This window comes from Candidatus Villigracilis sp. (genome assembly GCF_057083605.1).
Genome location: NZ_JBXMTI010000062.1, coordinates 128,375 through 147,669 on the forward strand (window position 1 = coordinate 128,375; position 19,295 = coordinate 147,669).

At 49.2% G+C, this 19,295-nt stretch carries 15 protein-coding genes and 1 pseudogene; 14 read left to right on the plus strand and 2 right to left on the minus strand.

From position 1 onward, the window contains the following. Positions 1 to 25: 25 nt before the first annotated feature. Entirely contained in the window at positions 26 to 889 is an 864-nt protein-coding gene (locus AC14M5_RS09680) for an AlkZ-related protein (RefSeq protein ID WP_484029454.1), read from the minus strand. A 50-nt stretch (positions 890 to 939) separates the two neighbouring features. On the opposite strand from AC14M5_RS09680, the gene pgl reads away from it, so the two are divergent. From pgl to AC14M5_RS09735, 11 genes and pseudogenes are all read left to right on the plus strand, one after another. Further along, positions 940 to 1,665 (plus strand): 6-phosphogluconolactonase, encoded by a 726-nt coding sequence (gene pgl / locus AC14M5_RS09685; protein WP_484029455.1) that lies wholly within the window; start codon positions 940 to 942, stop codon positions 1,663 to 1,665. 117 nt (positions 1,666 to 1,782) lie between these two features. Then, positions 1,783 to 2,700, plus strand: a pseudogene (gene gnd, locus AC14M5_RS09690) (phosphogluconate dehydrogenase (NAD(+)-dependent, decarboxylating)); the annotation flags it as partial. A 95-nt stretch (positions 2,701 to 2,795) separates the two neighbouring features. Next, positions 2,796 to 4,274, plus strand: coding sequence for a glucose-6-phosphate dehydrogenase (gene zwf, locus AC14M5_RS09695; protein WP_484029456.1), 1,479 nt, complete (start codon positions 2,796 to 2,798; stop codon positions 4,272 to 4,274). A 178-nt stretch (positions 4,275 to 4,452) separates the two neighbouring features. Beyond that, positions 4,453 to 5,511 carry an HlyD family secretion protein gene (locus AC14M5_RS09700; protein ID WP_484029457.1) on the plus strand — a complete coding sequence of 353 codons (1,059 nt, stop codon included), beginning with the start codon at positions 4,453 to 4,455 and terminating at the stop codon, positions 5,509 to 5,511. 222 nt (positions 5,512 to 5,733) lie between these two features. Next, positions 5,734 to 6,876, plus strand: a complete 1,143-nt coding sequence (locus AC14M5_RS09705) for an ABC transporter ATP-binding protein (RefSeq protein ID WP_484029458.1) — start codon at positions 5,734 to 5,736, stop codon at positions 6,874 to 6,876. Beyond that, the gene (locus AC14M5_RS09710) at positions 6,873 to 9,266 is read left to right on the plus strand and encodes an ABC transporter permease (protein WP_484029459.1); all 2,394 of its coding nucleotides are present in this window, start codon (positions 6,873 to 6,875) and stop codon (positions 9,264 to 9,266) included. Before AC14M5_RS09705 ends, AC14M5_RS09710 begins: the two co-directional genes overlap by 4 nt. 482 nt (positions 9,267 to 9,748) lie before the next feature. Continuing rightward, positions 9,749 to 10,759: a DUF2085 domain-containing protein gene (locus AC14M5_RS09715; protein WP_484029460.1), complete on the plus strand. Its 1,011-nt coding sequence runs from the start codon at positions 9,749 to 9,751 to the stop codon at positions 10,757 to 10,759. After that, positions 10,759 to 11,538 (plus strand): peptidoglycan editing factor PgeF, encoded by a 780-nt coding sequence (gene pgeF / locus AC14M5_RS09720; protein ID WP_484029461.1) that lies wholly within the window; start codon positions 10,759 to 10,761, stop codon positions 11,536 to 11,538. Before AC14M5_RS09715 ends, pgeF begins: the two co-directional genes overlap by 1 nt. A gap of 139 nt (positions 11,539 to 11,677) precedes the next feature. After that, entirely contained in the window at positions 11,678 to 12,418 is a 741-nt protein-coding gene (locus AC14M5_RS09725) for a YggS family pyridoxal phosphate-dependent enzyme (RefSeq protein WP_484029462.1), read from the plus strand. Further along, positions 12,415 to 12,678, plus strand: coding sequence for a YggT family protein (locus AC14M5_RS09730; RefSeq protein WP_484029463.1), 264 nt, complete (start codon positions 12,415 to 12,417; stop codon positions 12,676 to 12,678). Before AC14M5_RS09725 ends, AC14M5_RS09730 begins: the two co-directional genes overlap by 4 nt. A 12-nt stretch (positions 12,679 to 12,690) precedes the next feature. Continuing rightward, positions 12,691 to 12,999, plus strand: coding sequence for a DUF167 domain-containing protein (locus tag AC14M5_RS09735; protein ID WP_484029464.1), 309 nt, complete (start codon positions 12,691 to 12,693; stop codon positions 12,997 to 12,999). Between the two features lie 215 nt (positions 13,000 to 13,214). Here AC14M5_RS09735 and AC14M5_RS09740 read toward each other — a convergent pair whose 3' ends face one another. Next, entirely contained in the window at positions 13,215 to 15,635 is a 2,421-nt protein-coding gene (locus AC14M5_RS09740) for a tetratricopeptide repeat protein (protein ID WP_484029465.1), read from the minus strand. Between the two features lie 122 nt (positions 15,636 to 15,757). Here AC14M5_RS09740 and mtnA point away from each other — a divergent pair, with 122 nt between their 5' ends. The 3 genes from mtnA to ahcY all read left to right on the plus strand — a co-directional run bounded on the left by mtnA (position 15,758) and on the right by ahcY (position 19,254). Continuing rightward, a complete protein-coding gene (gene mtnA / locus AC14M5_RS09745) occupies positions 15,758 to 16,810 on the plus strand; it encodes an S-methyl-5-thioribose-1-phosphate isomerase (protein ID WP_484029466.1) in 1,053 nt (350 codons plus the stop codon). Positions 16,811 to 16,925: 115 nt separating this feature from the next. Further along, positions 16,926 to 17,882 (plus strand): carbohydrate kinase family protein, encoded by a 957-nt coding sequence (locus AC14M5_RS09750; RefSeq protein ID WP_484029467.1) that lies wholly within the window; start codon positions 16,926 to 16,928, stop codon positions 17,880 to 17,882. 40 nt (positions 17,883 to 17,922) lie between these two features. Continuing rightward, entirely contained in the window at positions 17,923 to 19,254 is a 1,332-nt protein-coding gene (ahcY, locus tag AC14M5_RS09755) for an adenosylhomocysteinase (RefSeq protein ID WP_484029468.1), read from the plus strand. The last annotated feature ends 41 nt before the right edge of the window (positions 19,255 to 19,295 follow it).

Consider the following 19,295-nt stretch of genomic DNA (forward strand, 5'->3'; position numbering starts at 1 on the left):
TTTCATATCGAGCTTCATTGAAATATCATTTGATTAACGCAGGAACCGCCACCCACTCCCCCGCAATCTTCGGATGTTCAGCCATCGCCAGCTTTCCACTTTCTATAAGCTTGGTAACAGCTTTCTTCACAACCTCATTCCCCCAGCCGAATAGTTTATTCAAATCGCGCAATTGCGCCGCGCCGACCATGTCGAAATACAATTCCAATAATTTCGCGCGTGCCTGTGTTTCCTTGATGACTCGTGCCTGCTCGGCAAGGTTCGGATAATGCCGCGTGACAATTTCGTAGATGTGCGAATACTTCCACGCGCCTGCCTGCGCCACGCCGACGGGCAAAATCTTAAAATCTCTTTGCAACTGTTCCAGGGCTTTATTGAATTCAGAATCTTTGGCGTTGGATAACTTCGCCTTCATGCGCAGATCCAGAGTGTTCAATTTGCCGTTGTCGAGCAAGGTCTCATACACTTGTTTGGAGGTTTGTGTTAATCGCCCCTCCTGGTAGGCGATGAGATAGTCTTCTTCGGGCGAGCCGTAATTTTCAGAGAGCGCGTAAAAATAAGGGACTGCCTCCAAAGAAATCATAGTCGCTTTGCCGCGCAATATTTTTCCGTAATACCAAATCTTTTTATCCAGCGCATCGTCTTTCCAGCTCCAGGTGATGTGACCAGGGTCATCATGCTTATCAGCCACGGGACGATTACCTGCAACTGCTGTCCACAGCGAGGGCAGGTCAATGCCTTTGATGGGCCAAAAATAAACAAAGCCACGCTTGTTGACGAAAGTCAATGCTTGGGATGGAGAAGAAAGCCTTTTAGTGGGAGGCAGGCCGAAGGCGCCGCCTTGAGCGTGTCGAAAGGTCCGCGTGCGAAGCGAATCTAGTTTTTTCAAGTCGATCAGCATGATGGAATTTTAGTCCACATGCGTTACAATCGCAAATCATGCAGCCCAGTCCGATCATCCAAATATATAAGAACATCGACGAGCTAAACGACTCTACGACGCGTGCCTTCATTGAGGTTGCAAATGAGGCGATCAAAGAACGCGGATGTTTTATGGTAGCACTCTCTGGCGGCAACACGCCGATGAAGTTATATGAAAAACTCGCGCAAGCAAAAGTAGACTGGGCTCACATACACTTTTTCTGGGGCGACGAGCGCTGCGTGCCTGTGGACGATAGCGAAAATAATTATGGGCAGGCGAAAAAAGTTTTATTCGACAAAATCAATCTCCCTGAGAACAATATTCATCGCATCCTATCCGAACGTAAGCCTGCTGATGCAGCCGATCAATATGCTCTAACACTGAAGCAGTTTGCGGACGCGCCTCTGGCATGGCCGCGCTTTGACTTGGTGCTGCTCGGCATGGGCGAAGATGGGCACATTGCGTCCCTTTTCCCAGGCTCGCCCGTTGATGTGGACTCCCCCACCCTGGCTGTAACAGCAAATTATCAAGACCGCCCTGCCAACCGCGCAACATTGACTCAAAATGTTTTCAACAGCGCCAGAAATATTTTTTTTCTTGTAACAGGCGCAGGTAAGGCAGAAACGTTGAATAGAGTCTTAAATGGCAGATACTTGCCTATGGAATTACCCGCACAAAGAATTAACCCCAGTGCTGGAAAAGTCACCTGGTTTGTGGACGAGGCAGCGGCTAGCAGATTATGAACACAGTTCGTCATTGCGAGCGAGTGAGAACGAGCGAAGCAATCCCCAACTAGAACAGTAGATTGCTTCGCCGGGAATGGCCCCTCCTCGCAATGACAAAATAAGAAAAAGGAGTTTTACATTATGGAATTAGCATTGATCGGTTTGGGAAAAATGGGATTGAATATGGCAACGCGCCTCGTGCGCGGCGGCCATCGCGTGGTTGGATATGCACGTACTCAGGAAAGCGTGGATGCCGCTATCAAGAACGGAGCGGATGGCGCGAACTCTTTAGAGGAAGCAGTTGAGAAACTCACTTCATCACCAAAGATCGTCTGGATCATGGTTCCTTCAGGGAAAACCACCACAGAGACTATTGAAAAGGTCGCCACTTTATTGAACAAAGGCGACATCATCATCGATGGTGGTAATTCAAACTACAAAGAAACTATTAGTCACGCCGCGATGCTGGAAGCCAAAGGCATAGAGTTTGTAGATTGCGGAACCAGCGGCGGTATTTGGGGACTCGCCGAAGGCTACAGCTTGATGATCGGCGGGAAGGAATCGGTAACTGAAAAACTCAAACCCATCTTTGAAACGCTTGCTCCAGCAAAAGATTTAGGCTGGGGACGAGTCGGCCCACATGGCGCTGGTCATTATGTAAAGATGGTTCATAATGGAATTGAATACGGCATGATGCAGGCTTTTGCTGAGGGCTTCGGCATCTTGAAAGCCAAAAAAGAATTTGACATGGATCTCTCTCAAATCTCACATATCTGGCAGCATGGCAGCGTTGTCCGCTCGTGGCTGTTGGATTTGGCGGCCAATGCGCTGGATGAAGACACCGAATTGACAGACATCAAGCCCTGGGTGGCAGATTCAGGCGAGGGCCGCTGGACAGTTTTCGAATCAATCGATTTGGATGTGCCAGCGCCTGTGATCACCCTCGCGCTGCAGATGCGCTTCGCCAGCCGTGACGAGCAGAATTATCCCGCGCGCATGTTGGCAGCCCTGCGTAATCAATTTGGTGGACATGCCATCAAGAAAACTGAGTAATCCTTTTTGAACCGCGAAGAGCGCCAAGCCCGCCAGGAAACCAAAGATTTCTTCGCGAACTTCGCGGGCTTGGCGGTAAGATTTATAGGTAAAGCATGAACAACCCTTCTAATACTGGATTATTAACAACGATCATCATCTTTGGCGCATCTGGCGACCTGACGCAGCGCAAGTTGATCCCTTCACTGTTTAATCTATTCCGCAAGCGGCGAACACCGAAAAATTTCAAGATCGTTGGCTTCGCAAGTACCGCCTATACTGACGAGCAGTTCCGAGAACATTTATATAAAGGCGTCAAGGAACATGCCAGTTTTACCTTCACCGATGAAGAGTGGAACGTCTTCGCGCCAAATCTGCATTACATCTCCGGCAAATATACCGAAGCAACTGACTTCAAGAAGCTGGCCGAATACCTTACCAAACTGGAAAACGGCGAAGGGAATCGACTTTTTTACATGGCGCTTCCGCCTTCATTGTTCCCAGATACCATTGAAAATCTCGATGCATCAGGTCAACTGCACGAGAATGGAGCCTGGCGGCGCGTGATCCTCGAAAAACCCTTCGGCACGGATATGGCTTCTGCTATTACATTGAACAAACAAGTGCACAAAGCTTTACAGGAAAATCAGATATATCGCATCGACCATTATCTTGGCAAGGAAACGGTGCAAAATATTTTGTTCACGCGTTTCGCCAATACCATCTTTGAACCAATTTGGAATCGCAACTACATCGACCATGTTCAAATTACTGTGGCCGAAAAGGTCGCGCTCGAACATCGCGCGGGTTTTTACGACAGCGTCGGCGTTTTGCGCGATATGTTCCAAAACCATCTTTTGCAATTGCTGACCCTCGTCGCCATGGAACCGCCTGCCTCTTTTAGCGCAAGCGCCTTGCGGAATGAAAAGGTAAAAGTCCTCAGCGCGATCCAGCCCATGACTCCCGAACAGGTTGCAGTGAACACGGTGCGTGGGCAGTACAAAGCCTATCGCAGTGAAAAGCAGGTCGATCCAAATTCCAACACACCTACGTATGCGGCCTTACGTCTCTTCATCAACAACTGGCGTTGGAAAGGTGTGCCTTTCTATTTGCGCTCGGGCAAAAATCTCACTGAAAAACAATCACAGATCATCATTCAATTCAAAGAGCCGCCGCTTGCCATGTTCCCGATGCAAACCATGAAGCCAAACATTCTCGTGCTCTACCTTCAGCCTGATGAAGGCCTGCACGTCCGTTTTGAGGCCAAGGCGCCAGATACTGTTGCCGAGACCCGTTCGGTGGATATGGAATTCCATTACGCAGACTCCTTTGGTCAAACTGCAATTCCCGAATCCTACGAAAGACTTCTGCTGGATGCAATACAGGGAGATGCTTCGCTTTTCACCCGCGCAGATGAAGTGGAAACAGCCTGGTCGCTGATCGATCCTATTTTGCAGACATGGGAAACGCATCAGACTCCGCCGTTGGCTGTTTACAAGCCAGGGAGTTGGGGCCCCACTGAGGCCTACGATCTGCTCGCCCGCGATGGCCGTCGCTGGCTCAACGAAGAAGCGAGCATGATGTTGGATAAATAATTTAGAACAGTTCTTATGGATGGGGCGCAATCTAAATGAATCCCTAAATAATAGAAACACAGCTTTGCAACACAGACTGTGCTTCTATTATTTTATTTGCAACCAAATCAAAGATACATCGTAAATAAACCAGAAAATCAATCCCCAAGCGGGAGAACCATCATAAAGGAAAACCAAGATGAAATACATGAAATTACTAACATTGACGTTTCTTGCCCTGCTGATAGCGGCCTGCGGAGCAGCACCAACTGCCACCGCTGAAGCGACCCCCATCCCCACCGTCATCGCGGACGATACCATTATTTCCGAAGGTCGGCTGGAGCCCATTCACTACACAGAACTGGCTTTGAATGCCAATGGCCTGATCACCGAAGTATTGTTGGAAGAAGGTGACAACGTCGCGGCTGGAGATTTGGTTGCGCGATTACAATCCAGCGAAGCAAAGACACTCGAAACAGCACAAGCAGATGCCGCACAGGAACTCACCGCTGCCTATCAGGAATTTCGTGATGCACGCATCAAAGTGGATAACTTTGATGTCCCCTCCAAGTTTGACGGCATGACTCCCACCCAGGCCGTTGAGGAAATGCTCGTCAAGCTCAACGAGCAGCGCGTGCTTTTTGAACCCTACCAGCATCTTGATGCGAAAAAACTCAAGCTCTCTGATGAAGAGGAAAAAGGTGATAGACCCGTGCAAGGCATCGCCAAGATCCGCAAGAAGGCGTTGGATAATGCCTGGGCTTTTTATCGGCTTGCCATCCAATGGATGGAACTCGAAACCAATCTCCAGAACGCAGAGGCGCGGCTTGTCGTCGCCCAACGAGATTATGATGCCCTACAAGACCCATCCTTCTCGGAAGATACAGCGGGCGCTCGTGCTGCGCTTGCCAATGCAGAAGTCCGTGCGCCTTTCGCTGGCGTGGTTACAAATTTGGATCTCAAAGTTGGCGAATTTGAAACCTCTGGTGAGCCCGTTGTGACCATTGCCGATACATCCAGATGGATCATCAAAACCACTGACCTTACTGAAATTGACGTGGTCAATATCACAGAAGGCCAGCCCGTCACCATCAAATTGGATGCTCTGCCTGGTATGGAATTCAAAGGCAATGTGCTTGCCATCGGAAATAATTACACGGTCAACCAAGGCGACGTTGTGTACGAAGTCACCATCCTGCTGACAGACATAGATGTCGCCATGCGTTGGGGCATGACTGCTGTAGTTACATTCGAATAAAAAGCGCAAAAACTCCGAAGGAGTGCAAGGATTATAGTTTTACGAATTAATTATCAACAACCCCGAAGGGGTGGCACGAATCTCTCACAATTCAATATCATCCCTTCGGGATTAGAAAAAATCCGCAAATGTCTATAATCCTAACATCCCTACGGGATTGAAATCATGCACAATCGTATCTATCTTTCAGACATACCCTGTGCACTTTAGAAAGAGACCATCATGGCTATTTCATTTTTCAAACAAAAGGCTGAGGGCGAGCAAGTTGGGAACCGCCCCATCATAGACCTGCACGAGGTCAACAAATACTACAAGACCGCCATCGGTGATTACCATGCGCTGGAAAATGTGGATTTGCAAATCAACGCAGGTGAGTTCGTCAGCATTATCGGTAAATCAGGCAGCGGCAAGACCACCCTGCTGAACATGATCACAGGCATTGATCGCCCCACAACTGGTAAAGTCTGGGTCAACGGGACGGGCGTACATGGGTTGAATGAAAACAAGATGGCGCGCTGGCGTGGCAAGAATCTCGGCATCGTCTTTCAATTCTTTCAATTGCTTCCCATGATCTCTGTCATCGAAAATATCATGCTGCCTATGGATTTCTGCCGCACATATCCGCTCAACGAACGCCGCAAACGCGCCGTGGAATTATTGGAACTGGTTGAGCTTGCAGAACACGCGCACAAACTTCCTACCGCGCTTTCTGGCGGACAGCAGCAACGCGTAGCGATTGCGCGCGCGCTCGCCAATGATCCACCCGTAGTCATCGCAGATGAACCGACAGGAAACCTTGATTCAAAAACAGCCGAGTCTGTGTTTGCACTGTTTAACGATCTTGTTGCAAAAGGCAAGACCATCATAATCGTGACACATGATAGTGGGCTTGCAAAACGCACGCATCGCACCGCTCTTATTGCAGATGGCGAAATTGTCAACGAGTATGTTGCGAAGGTCATGCCCACGCTTACGCCAAGTCAATTACTGCAAGCTACAAAAACTGCAAAGCAACAAACCTACGAAGCGGGCGCAATGATCCTGGCTGAAGGCACAAATGCGGATACTTTTTACATCGTCTCCAAGGGGACTGTGGAGGTGATCCTGCCGCGCCCGAATCAATCGGATGTGATCGCGCTTCAACTCGGACCTGGAAAATGCTTCGGCGAAATGGAATTTTTCCACGAGACGAAGCATCGCGCGTCCATCCGCGCCTCGGAAGCGGGACCGGTGGAGGTGCTGGCCATCGGGTATGAAAAGCTGTCAGAACTGCTGGAACAGTCCGAGGCGACGCAGGAAGCGCTGCGTCAGATGGCGGATAAACATAACGGCGAGAATCTATCCTGGCGGGGAGTCTCATCATGATCAGTAGTCGCTGGAAAAAAGTCTGGGCCGATTTTTGGAGCAACCGCGGGCGGACTTTTCTGACCATCATCACCATCGCTGTCGGCGCATTTGCAGTTGGCTTCAACAGCAACCTGGGCCTGTATATGAACGAAAGCATGGACAGTGATTATCTTTCTGCAAACCCATCTGAAGCGCAAGTTTATGCTTCACCGCTCAATGACGACATGGTGAAGATGGCGCGGGACATTCCGGGTGTGGATACAGTGGAGGGGTTCTCGTCGGTTGGCGCGCGTATTATCCGACCTGATGGAACTTACGTGAATATCAATTTCACTGCGGTTGAAGACCCAAGCCTGTTAACTCTGGATACTCTCAAGCCGGCCATCGGTGAAACCAGCATTCCAAAATATGGAAACAAGGAAACCATCATCGATGCCAGTGCATTGTCGCTGGGCTACAAACCTGGGGATACCATTCTTCTGGAATTGGGTAATGGCAAGCAGCGTGAAGTTAAGCTGACGGGTTACATCCATGCGGTGACAGGGTTCCCATATAACCTTGCAAGTACAGTCAATGCGTACGTAACGCCCGATACCTTGGAGTGGCTGGGCGGAGATATCGCCAATTATGAACTGTTGGCAATCAGTGTTTCAGAAAAACAAACTGACGCGGAACATGTGACCGCCATAGCCCAAGCCGTTGCCGACCGTATGGAACGCGCCGGAGCCACTGTTTATTTCGTAAGTGTGTACCAGCCAGGCCATCATTTTGCATACAGCGTTACGCAAGGGGTATTTTTTGTGCTTGGCGTTTTGGGTTACCTGACCGTGTTGTTGAGCGGCTTCTTGATCGTCAACACCATCACAGCTTTGATGACCCAACATACAAGGCAGATCGGCATCATGAAAGCCACAGGCGGTAGTACTTCGCAAATCTTTGGCATGTATCTAGTACTAATTCTAGCTTTTGGGATTGGTTCATTGTTGATCGCTGTTCCATTGGCAAATGCAGTTTCCGCGAATATCGGCGCAGGCATGGCGCAATGGTTGAATTTCTATACCGAGCCATACAAAGGCTACAACGCAACATTGGTGCAGCAGGTGTTTGTCGCAATTGTTGTCCCATTGCTGGCCGCGATCCTGCCGATCTATAACAGTGTGAAAGTTACAGTCCGCGAGGCGTTGAGCGATTATGGACTCGGTGGAAATGCAAAGGCAAAGGATGACTCGGTTAATAAGAATTCTGTGTTGATCCCCCGCCCCATTCGCATCTCATTGCGCAATACATTCAGGCGCAAGGTGCGGCTTGGATTAACTCTGTTCACCCTTGTATTGGGTGGTGCGGTATTCATCGGTGTATATAACTTATGGGCATCGTTTGACCAGGTGATCGAAGATATTCAGGGGTATTTCCTGGCAGACATCAATATCTCCTTTGACCATGGTTATCGGTACGATAAGGTCGCCAACATTGCCATGAGCATCCCAGGTGTGGAAGGTGCGGAAGGCTGGCTCGAATATACGGGCACCCTCAAGATGGGCGACGAAGAAGCGGGCACACAAATCCTTTTTGTCGCGCCGCCATCCACATCCATCATGATCGACCCAATCATCACCTCAGGCCGTTGGCTGGAACCTGGGGATGAAAACGCAATCGTAATTGGCAACCATCTCCTACAAATGTTTCCCGACCTAAAAATTGGCGATTGGTTAACCATCGAAACGAACGGCAAAGAAACAGAATGGCAAATGGTTGGCACATACAGTATCACTGGCAACGTCAGCCCGCCGTTGTTGTATGTCAATTATGAATATCTGAGTGTATTGGTCGGTGAGCCAGAAATGGCTTATTCTCTGCGCATCATCACCACGCAACATGACTCAGCCACACAAAGACGGATCAACGACCAGATCCAGGCGGCGTTTGAAGCACGAGGCATTCAGATCCGCTCGACGCAATTGGGCGCTGACTTTATCCGCGACCAGAAGGCGCAAACAGACATCCTCGTCTACTTTATGCTGGTGATGGCAGGTTTGATCGCAATCGTCGGCGGGCTGGGCTTGATGGGCACGATGAGTATCAACGTATTGGAACGCACGCGCGAGATCGGCGTGATGCGCGCCATCGGGGCCAGCAATGGCGACATACAAGCCATTGTTATTACCGAAGGCATGGTGATCGGCATCATCAGTTGGGCTGTCAGCATCTTGATCTCAATTCCCATTACCAATGTTTTGTGCTTCGGTGTTGGAATGGCAATTCTCACCGCGCCGATGCCTCCCGTCTACGGTATTAGCGGAATCATTGCCTGGTTGATCTTTACAACCATATTGGGAACTTTTGCCAGTGCATTGCCTGCCAGAAGGGCATCACGATTGACTGTGAGGGATACATTGGCTTACGAGTAAGCAAACATAATTAACCCCAAATTTAATATGGGACGCGGACGAGCGCTGATGAACGCGGATTTAAAAAAGAATCTGCGTTTATCAGCATCCCATTTTGTTCTTAAAAACAAACTCACCCACGAAAGATTAATTTCGGGATGAGTTATTTTTTGGCTGTGGTCTAACCAAGCAAAAACTCAATCTCTTAACGCGAAGGGGCAAAGTCGCGAAGATTTTAAAAAGTCAATTCATTTTTTCACGCATTTGTGGATAAGTTACATTTTTGGGGTCGATTTTTTTCCTTGCATTCTGGCATCTTCCCCAAAAGGGCGACTGAAGTCACCACTACGAAACCTTAAGAAATTGTCTGAAAAGTAGGGACACAGCGAGTCAATTCAAGATTTTGGCCCTAAATCGTTTCGCTGTGTCCCTACAAATCCATATCTAAAGTTGAGATTTCAGACAGTCTCTTAGAGTTTTTTATTTTTTAATAGGAACCTTCCATGCTTAATGTGACCCTCTACACTCGTAAGAACTGCAAACTCTGCGATGAAGTAAAAGAAAATTTAAGTGAACTTCAATCCCAATATCCTCACCGACTGGTGGAAGTGGATATTTCTTTAGACTCTGCCTTAACTGCCAAATACGATATAGATATCCCCGTCATCGAAATTGGCCCCTACACCCTGAAGGCTCCCATCACCCGACAGAAACTACAAATGACAATTGGCGCGGCCTTCGATAGGAAGAATCAGCTTGAAAAGTTGGAAGACCCAGAATATAAAATGCGCGTGAAAAAAGGAAAAAATGTGACCTCAGGAGACCGCCTCTCATTTTGGATTGCCAAACGATATTTGATAATGTTGAATTTATTTATGCTCTTTTATGTTGGTTTACCATTCCTTGCACCAACCCTGATGAAAATGGGAGCTGAACTACCTGCTCAAGCCATCTACCGCATTTACAAACCGCTTTGCCATCAATTCGGTTTTCGTTCTTTCTTCCTTTATGGAGAGCAGCCGTTTTATCCGCTGGCAGAGGCGGGTGTAACTGGTGTAAAGACTTTTGAAGATGTAACAGGAATAGCCAACCTGGACGACCCATATAGCTATACTCGTTTTGAAGCCCGCAATTATATCGGTGATGATACTGTTGGTTATAAGGTCGCCTTGTGTGAGCGTGATGTCGCTATTTATTTTGCCATCCTGTTTTTTGGCATTATGTTTGCTCTAACAAAACGCCGCTTTAAGTCATTGCATTGGGTCTTCTGGCTGCTGATCGGGATCGCGCCGATTGGCCTGGATGGTTTCTCTCAGCTTTTCAGCCAGTTCAATTGGGAGTGGCTGGCTTCCATGATTCCTTATCGTGAGAGCACACCTTTTCTACGCATACTGACAGGTGCGCTCTTTGGATTTGCGACAGCATGGTTCGCTTATCCAAATATCGAAGAGTCAATGAACGAAACGCGCCAGTACTACATCAAGAAATTTGCAGTCAACCAGGCTTCGGAATAATGCCCTTTCACGAACATAAAGAACTGCGCTATTACAGCTTCGATATTTTTCCAACCGCGGTCACACAGGCAGTCTTCACCCGCCGCGGAGGTGTAAGCCCCGCTCCCTGGCAATCGCTGAACTTAGGTGGATCAGTGGGGGACGACCCTGCGCATGTGATGGAGAATCGCATCCGTTCATTTGATGCGCTTGGGCGCGCCCACGCTTCCATCCACGACGTGTGGCTGGTTCACGGCACAGACATTGTCTACGCTGATGCTCCTCGCCCGCTCGATCACCCATCCCAACGCGCGGATATTATCCTGACAGACAACCCCGAAGTCTCGCTCTTCATGCGCTTCGCAGATTGTGTCCCGTTATTATTCCACGACCCAAAGAAACATGTGATTGGTATTGCGCACGCAGGCTGGATGGGAACCGTGAAAGGCGTTGCAAAAAATGCCATAGAAGGAATGCAATCGCGCTATGGCTGCAAGCCCAAAGATGTCGTCGTTGGAATTGGTCCATCCATAGGCGTGGATCATTATGAAGTACGTGAGGATGTCATCTTGCAGTTCCGCGAGAAATATGGCAAAGATGCAGAGCAAATGATTCAAACCAGAGATGGAAAATCGTATCTTGATCTGTGGGCGGCAAATGAAATTCAATTGCAAAATGCGGGTGTTCAGCAAATTCAGGTTTCAGGTTTATGCACAGCCTGTCACTTGAATGACTGGTTCTCGCATCGCGCAGAAAAAGGCAAGACAGGCAGGTTCGGTGCATTGATGGCATTGGCATGAAAACTCTGGAGTCAGGCAGCTCGCTGCCTGACTATTTCCGTCAGCTTGCTGATGGAATCCAGAGTGAACAGACAGCGTGGCAAAATGCCTGGGTTGTACGAGCAGGTTCGGGTTAAGAAAGAAGCGATAAAATAAATCCATGAGCGAATTAGTCGAATCCATCCGCGCAAGATATTTATCAACCCTTGAAAGAATCGCGATTGCTGCTAAAAAAGCAGGGCGCGATCCTGAGTCGGTGAAACTCGTGGTGGTCACGAAGGCGCAACCTGTAGATGTAACTCGCGCGGCGATTGAAGCGGGCGCGAAAATTCTGGGAGAGAATTATCCTGAAGAAGGTGTTATGAAACTTCAATCTCTTCGTGAATTTTCTGCGGTAGAATGGCACATGATCGGTCACGTGCAGAGCCGCAAGGCAAAGCTGGTGGCTGTGAACTTTAACTTTTTACATTCTCTAGACAGCCTGAAACTTGCAAAAAAGTTAGATCGGTTTTGCGGTGAAGCGGGAAGAAAGTTATCAGTCTTGCTGGAATTTAATCTCGGCGGTGAGGAAAGCAAGAGCGGCTGGCCCGCATGGGATGAAACGAGTTGGCAAGAATTGTTGGTTGAGCTTGCGGAAGTTGTTGCCTTGCCGAATTTGAAAGTGCGCGGGTTGATGACGATGCCGCCGCTCGGTGAAACCCCTGAATTCTCGCGGCCATTCTTTCAGAAGCTGAAGCGTTTGCAGGAATTTCTTTCAACTCAATTTCCGCAAGTGGATTTTTCCGAGCTTTCGATGGGAACCAGTTTGGATTACGAAGTGGCAGTGGACGAGGGCGCCACTTTTGTGAGAGTGGGCACGGCGATTGTGGGCGCCAGAAAATATGATTCGGAGGTTGAATGAATTTTGAGTTTTTGGCTTTGTTTGTGAGAATAGTTGCGCAGATATTTATCTACATTGTGATCGCATCTGCTTTGCTTTCGTTTTTTTTGCCTCCGTTTCACCCCGTGCGTGAAGCGTTGGACCGTATTGTTGAACCATTTTTGAACCCGATCCGCAACTTGATGCCGAAGACAGGCATGATCGATTTCAGCCCATTGATCTTGATCTTTGCCGTTGAATTTTTATCGCGAATTGTGATTGCTATTCTTCTTTCTTTCTAAGCGAGGTTAACCATGTCTAGAAAATTTGTCCTTCATGATGGCAAGCGCGGGTCAGCTTTGGCTGTGCGTGTGACGCCGCGCGCTAGCCGTAACGAGATCGTCGGTATGTTGAACGATGGGACGATTAAAGTTCACCTTGCATCTGACCCGGTGGACGATGAATCAAACGGCGAATTGCTGGCCTTTCTCGCGGAGGTACTTGGCGTACCAAAATCCCGCGTGGAGATCGTCGCTGGTGAAACTGGAAGAGATAAATTGATTTCCGTGCTGGATATGGATGTGGAGACTGCGCATCAGCGCGTTTTGGCGCATATGGATTGAATCACGATTCAAAATACGAAATCTATCCGCAGATTTAGCGGATTATGCAGATTGAAGAAAAATCGGCGTAATCTCAGTAATCTGCGGATTTTATTTTAACTTACCTTACGCACCTGGCCGTGATTCCCTGAGCGGAGCGAAGGGTCCCTACCCCCGAAATCAGAGATTCTTCGCTTCGCTCAGAATGACACTGCGTAAGATGAGTTATTTTAAGCTTATTCCGCAGAGCCATACAAGCGCCTGTAAATAACATGGATCTCATAAATATTGCGGAGATAATTACGGGTTTCTTCAAAGCGCACGCTTTCAAGGAACAAGTCTGGGTCATCGCCTGCAAGTTCTTTCCATTCCAGGGAATTTCCAGGGCCGCCGTTGTAAGCAGCCAGCGCAGCATAAATATCTCCATTGAAAAGTACACGGTTCCTTGCCAGATAATGCGAGCCGAATAATACATTTACATAAGGGCGATATAGATCGTCTTCTGTATAGTTAAGCGGCTTGCCCAGTTCGTTTGCAATCTGTGCGCCTGTGGTGGGGACGATCTGCATCAACCCACGTGCGGCAGCAGCCGACTCAACAAAGCCCTCGAACAAGCTCTCCTGCCGAATTACACTAAAAAGCAATAACGGGTCAAATCCATTTGACTGCGCCTCGGGGATGATAATATCTGCATAATAAAGCCCATATCGGATGCGGCTAAAGTATGGGGGAGCCATCATCGATTCAGTATGCTCATCCAAGCCTGCAATTGTGAGTGTCTGGCGCGCGGCAAAAATGGCGGAGCGATATAGCCCTAAATCCGCCAGGTAATTCATCAGTCGATAACTACCTTCCGCATTTAGGCTCGCTTCAAGTTCTTCGCGCAGGTTTTCAAATTCAAGGCGGGCCTCCTCGTACAAACCGAGTTCCCAATATTCATTGCCCCGTATAACACGTTCGTCGGCGCTGAATGAGCCAAGGCCATTTAAATCCACATCCGCGCCGATGCCGAAGGTTAGCCTCATCCAGGTATCTGCGTCTGCACGTTCGCTGGATAAATTCGGTGTGAAATTGTTCGATGCGGCTGGGCTGAATGGTGCGCGTTCTATCAAGACATCACGCGCACGCTCGCTATAGTAGCCGCCTGCATCCAGCGATTGACTGGTACGCCAGGCATTCAGCGCGGCTTCGTTATCCCCAAGTTGTTGCTGTGTTTTCCCGATCCAGAAATGAGCGCGTGCTTTGTCTTCTGTGGCCGTGGATAGGACAAGGCTTCGATTGAATGCATCCAATGCAGAAAAGAAATCTCCCTGACGATACTCAACGATGCCCATCAAAAAGACGGCGTTTGAAGCCTGTGTAGTTCCAGCATATTCATTTGCCACACGTGCCCAGGTTTCTACGGCTTTATCATATTGCGCATCACGTTCGTAGATACGGGCCGCGCTCATTAAATAATCTGTTGAGAGGGTTGTGTTTGGCACAATGGAAATAAATTCCAAAAGAGTTTCTGCAGCTTTGGAATACTCTCCCTTTTGCGACCATTCGATGAATGCTTTTTCTCCCCATGCATCGCCCCAGCTCGGGTGGGTTGAATAGTTGGCGATGAACGTTTCGTAATCCTGTAATGCTTCGTCATTAAAACCCATGTTGCTTCTTGAGAGCGCGCGGTAATAATAAGCAGTGCCGTCGTTGTCCGCGGGATTGGTTTCAAGGTATCTATCAAATGCCGCGATGGCAACCAGATACTGCCCGGCGAAATAATCGACCAGGCCGCGGTCCAATTCGCTGACTGTGCCGCCTGCGTCCAACAACTCCACCAGACTGAGATAGGCATAATAAGACAGCGGATAATTTTCCACAGCCAGACGAAATTTTCCCATCGCCGCTTCGTTCTGACCTTGAACCTGATACACCAACCCAGACTCATACGCCGCCTGAGCTTTGATGTAATCATTCGGCGCGCGCGCCGTGATGCCGTCATATAGTTCTAAAGCGGAATCGTAGTTCCCCATTTCAGTATGTGTGGATGCGACTTTCAAATCCAAGGTAATGTCATCACCCAGTGACGGTGCTTGAATAGCCGCAGTGTAGGCAGGTAATGCTTCCGCATAGTTTTGAGCGTTGAAGAGTGCATCGCCGCGTAGTTCCTGAATGTAGGCATCCAAATAGCCCGGGCGCAATGTGAGATAGGTCTGCCATGAATCTGCGGCGGCTTGATAATTTTCAAGGCGGTAATTTACCAGCCCCTGCAAATAATAAGCCTGCCCAAGTTTGGGCCATTCTGGGTATTCGGTAATTAATGTTTGCAGTGCGGTGATGGTCTCGTTGAATCTGTCATCTGCGAAATAGATTCGCGCTTCACCCCATTTGGCGGAGGCGCGTATCAGTGGGTCGGGTGAGTCTTGCAGGGCAATTTGATAATGAAGCAGCGCGGTATCGTAGTCGCCATTAAAGAAGGCCTGATCACCCACGCTGATGCGGGCAGCGGGCTGGGGAGTGGGCGTGATGGTTGGGGTGAATGTTGCTTCGGGAGTTGGTGAAAGGCTTGGGGTTAAAGTCCAGCCTGGAGGAATGGTAGGAAGCTCCGGGAGGGCGGAGCAAGCCGTTATCGTAACAGCAAGCCAAAGTCCAAAAATGAGGCGGAGGGTCTTCATCCCATTTTTATACTGGCAAATCACGGGAGCGTCAAGCAAGGTTGTATTCACGATATGTGTGCACTATAATCGCGCCTGCGTGTTATCAAAGTGTGAAAGATGAAGCGAAAAACATTTAAAGGATGAATTTTATGCGAACCGTATTTTGGGAAAACAACGAACTGAAAATGATCGACCAGCGCATTCTGCCTGCGCGCTTTGAAGTGCTGGCTTATCGCGGACATAAAGAAGTGGCGCAGGCCATCACGGATATGGTTGTGCGCGGCGCACCTGCTATTGGAGCCGCTGCTGCATTTGGGCTTGCGCTTGCGGGATTTGAATCCGCTTCAAACTCAACCTCAGGCTTGCTTGCCGATCTACAGGCAGCTTGTGCTACTCTGAAAGCGGCGCGCCCAACGGCGGTGAATCTGGCTTGGGCCTTAGATCGCTTAATCCGTGTTGTGTCTTCCGTAAATGGTTCGGCGGATGATGTGAGAACTGCTATCCTGAAAGAAGCGCAAAACCTTGCCGATGAAGATGTGGAAATCAATAAGCGCATGGCGGAGCATGGCGCGGCACTCATCAACGATGGCGATACGATTATTCACCATTGCAATACAGGCGCGCTCGCCACAGTGGACTGGGGGACGGCTTTGGGTGTGATCCGCACCGCACATGAGCAAGGAAAGAAAATTCATGTGCTGGTTGATGAAACCCGTCCGCGTTTGCAGGGCGCACGCCTCACAGCATGGGAATTGGAGCAATACGGCATTCCATACGAGATCATTAGCGATAACACGGCAGGTTATTTTTTGAAAGCAGGCAAGGTGCAGAAATGCTTTGTCGGCTCAGACCGCACAGCCGCCAATGGTGATGTTGCAAACAAGATCGGTACGTATATGCTTGCTCTGGCCGCATTTGATAATGGTGTGCCCTTTTATCCCGTTGTCCCCACCTCTACAATTGATCTATTACTTTCGCATGGAGATTTGATCCCGATTGAAGAACGCAATCCACAGGAAGTGCTTGGCTTGGAATTTGAAGGTCAACGTGTCGCTCCGCAAAATGCAAAAGCCCGCAACATTGCTTTTGATGTGACGCCGAATAGACTTGTTACAGGAATTGTGACGGAAAACGGTGTAGCATATCCGCCGTTTGATGTTAGTTTAAAGAAGTTGGTTGAAAATAAGCCTTAAGAAATTGCCAGTTTAAAAACTTTACATTCACAAAACCCCGTGATAAACTTTTGTTCGCTCGTCTAATCATGGCGCACTCGCAAGAGTGCGCCATTTACTGCGACAAGGAATAAATATGGATATTTTGCTCACTGGTTCAGTTGCATACGATTATTTGATGACCTTCCCCGGTCAATTCAAGGAACACATTCTTCCCGAACGTCTGGCTTCCATCAGCCTCTCGTTCCTGGTGGAGTCAATGTCCAAACAGCGCGGCGGCATTGCCCCGAACATTGCGTACACCATGGCATTGCTTGGTCAAAAGCCGCGCGTGATGGCAACTGTCGGCGAAGACTTTGGCGATTACCGCGCCTGGCTGGATTCAAAAGGTGTGGATACATCTCTAATGCAAGTCATCCCTGGCGTCTTCACCGCCTCGTTCTTTGCTACGACCGATCACGATTCTGCCCAAATTGCCTCTTTCTACCCTGGGGCGATGGCGTACTCTGCAACACAATCCATCAAGGAACTGGATAACAAACCAGACCTTGTGATTGTTTCGCCGAGCGCACCAGATGCGATGATGAAATTTCCTGCCGAATGCCGCGAATTGGGAATTAAATATTTGTATGACCCAAGCCAACAGGTGTTGAGACTCGATGGCCAGGAATTGGCGCGTGATATGGAAGGCGCTCACTTCCTGTTTTGCAATGATTATGAATTCGGCTTGATTTCGAAGAAGACAGGCTGGAGTCTAGATCAGATCTTGGAGCATGTGAAGGTATTGGTGATCACACGCGGCAAGGATGGCGCTGACTTGTATTCAGATGGCGACTCGGTTCACATCCCCACTGTCCCTGAAGATGAGATTGTAGACCCAACCGGAGTGGGGGATGCCTTCCGTGGTGGCTTCCTCGCTGGCTATGCCCACGGCTTTGATTGGAAGCTTTGCGGCGAGATCGGCTCGCTTTCTGCAGTGTATTGTCTCGAACAGCGCGGCACCCAGAACCACTCTTATACTGCTGTAGATTTTGTAAAACGTTTCCGCCAACACTTTGATGATGGCGGCAAGTTGGATGTTTTTCTCAAGTAGAATAATTAACAATTGTTGGATATACATAAAGGAGAAATAAATGAGTAATTATGATGTAAAAGATTTGGCACAAGCCGAAGGCGGTCGTCGCCGCATTGATTGGGCCGAACGCGAAATGCCCGTCCTTCGTTCCATCCGCGAGCGCTTCAAGAAAGAGAAGCCTCTCAAGGGGCTGCGCCTTTCCTGTTGTCTGCATGTGACCACCGAAACCGCCAACCTGATGATCACCCTGCAAGAAGGCGGCGCGGACATCGTCCTCACTGCCTCGAACCCGCTCTCGACACAGGATGATGTGGCCGCCGCTTTGGTGAACCAGTTTGAGATTCCCGTTTTTGCAATCAAGGGCGAAGACAAAGTAACTTATTTCAAGCATATCCGCGCCGCATTGGAACATATGCCGCATATGACGCAGGACGATGGCGCTGACCTCGTTTCATCCCTGTTCTTCATTGAGATGGGGCGCTTTGAAAAACTTGAGCCTTCCCTCGCTGCCTGGGCCAGGGGCCTGAGCGATGAAGAACGCAAGCAGATGCTCAAGAACGTCATCGGTGGTACCGAAGAAACCACCACGGGAGTCATCCGCTTAAAGGCCATGGAGGCTGACGGCGTCTTGAAATTCCCCGTCATCGCTGTGAACGATGCGTTGACCAAGCACTTATTTGACAATCGCTATGGCACCGGTCAGTCTACGGTAGATGGCATCATCCGTGCAACCAATGTGTTGCTGGCTGGCAAGAACTTCGTTGTCGCCGGCTATGGCTGGTGCGGACGGGGCCTTGCTTCCCGCGCCCGCGGTATGGGCGCGCAGGTGATCGTGACCGAGATCGACCCAATGAAGGCGCTTGAAGCTGTCATGGATGGTTTCCAGGTCATGACCATGTTGGAAGCTTCCAAGATCGGCGATATTTTCTGCACTGTAACTGGCGATATCAATGTGTTGGATAAGCATCACTTTGAAGTGATGAAGGATGGCGCGTTGGTTGCCAACTCTGGTCACTTCAATGTTGAGATTAATATCCCTTCGCTCGCCGCAATGAGCGTTGGCGAACCGAACCGCGTCCGCCCCTTCGTTGAGCAATACACCACCAAGGACGGACGCAAGATCAACATCCTCGGCGAGGGCCGCTTGATCAACCTCGCTTCCGCCGAAGGTCATCCTGCTTCCGTGATGGATATGTCCTTCGCGAATCAGGCGTTATCTGCTGAATATATGGCAAAGAATGCGGATAAGCTGGAGAAGAAAGTCTACTCTGTGCCGACCGATATTGACAATGAAATTGCCCGCCTCAAGCTCCAATCCATGGGTGTGAAGATCGACCTGCTCACCGATGAGCAATTGAAGTATTTGAGTTCATGGGAAGAAGGCACTTAGTTCGATTTACGATTTTTTGAATCAATCAGCCCCGCGAGAAA

Excerpts from the sequence above, each read along its gene's own strand:
- pgl (WP_484029455.1), top strand. The coding sequence starts at position 940 with ATGCAGCCCAGTCCGATCATCCAAATATATAAGAACATCGACGAGCTA.
- zwf (WP_484029456.1), top strand. The coding sequence starts at position 2,796 with ATGAACAACCCTTCTAATACTGGATTATTAACAACGATCATCATCTTT.
- AC14M5_RS09700 (WP_484029457.1), top strand. The coding sequence starts at position 4,453 with ATGAAATACATGAAATTACTAACATTGACGTTTCTTGCCCTGCTGATA.
- AC14M5_RS09705 (WP_484029458.1), top strand. The coding sequence starts at position 5,734 with ATGGCTATTTCATTTTTCAAACAAAAGGCTGAGGGCGAGCAAGTTGGG.
- AC14M5_RS09710 (WP_484029459.1), top strand. The coding sequence starts at position 6,873 with ATGATCAGTAGTCGCTGGAAAAAAGTCTGGGCCGATTTTTGGAGCAAC.
- AC14M5_RS09715 (WP_484029460.1), top strand. The coding sequence starts at position 9,749 with ATGCTTAATGTGACCCTCTACACTCGTAAGAACTGCAAACTCTGCGAT.
- pgeF (WP_484029461.1), top strand. The coding sequence starts at position 10,759 with ATGCCCTTTCACGAACATAAAGAACTGCGCTATTACAGCTTCGATATT.
- AC14M5_RS09725 (WP_484029462.1), top strand. The coding sequence starts at position 11,678 with ATGAGCGAATTAGTCGAATCCATCCGCGCAAGATATTTATCAACCCTT.
- AC14M5_RS09730 (WP_484029463.1), top strand. The coding sequence starts at position 12,415 with ATGAATTTTGAGTTTTTGGCTTTGTTTGTGAGAATAGTTGCGCAGATA.
- AC14M5_RS09735 (WP_484029464.1), top strand. The coding sequence starts at position 12,691 with ATGTCTAGAAAATTTGTCCTTCATGATGGCAAGCGCGGGTCAGCTTTG.
- AC14M5_RS09740 (WP_484029465.1), bottom strand. The coding sequence starts at position 15,635 with ATGAAGACCCTCCGCCTCATTTTTGGACTTTGGCTTGCTGTTACGATA.
- mtnA (WP_484029466.1), top strand. The coding sequence starts at position 15,758 with ATGAATTTTATGCGAACCGTATTTTGGGAAAACAACGAACTGAAAATG.
- AC14M5_RS09750 (WP_484029467.1), top strand. The coding sequence starts at position 16,926 with ATGGATATTTTGCTCACTGGTTCAGTTGCATACGATTATTTGATGACC.
- ahcY (WP_484029468.1), top strand. The coding sequence starts at position 17,923 with ATGAGTAATTATGATGTAAAAGATTTGGCACAAGCCGAAGGCGGTCGT.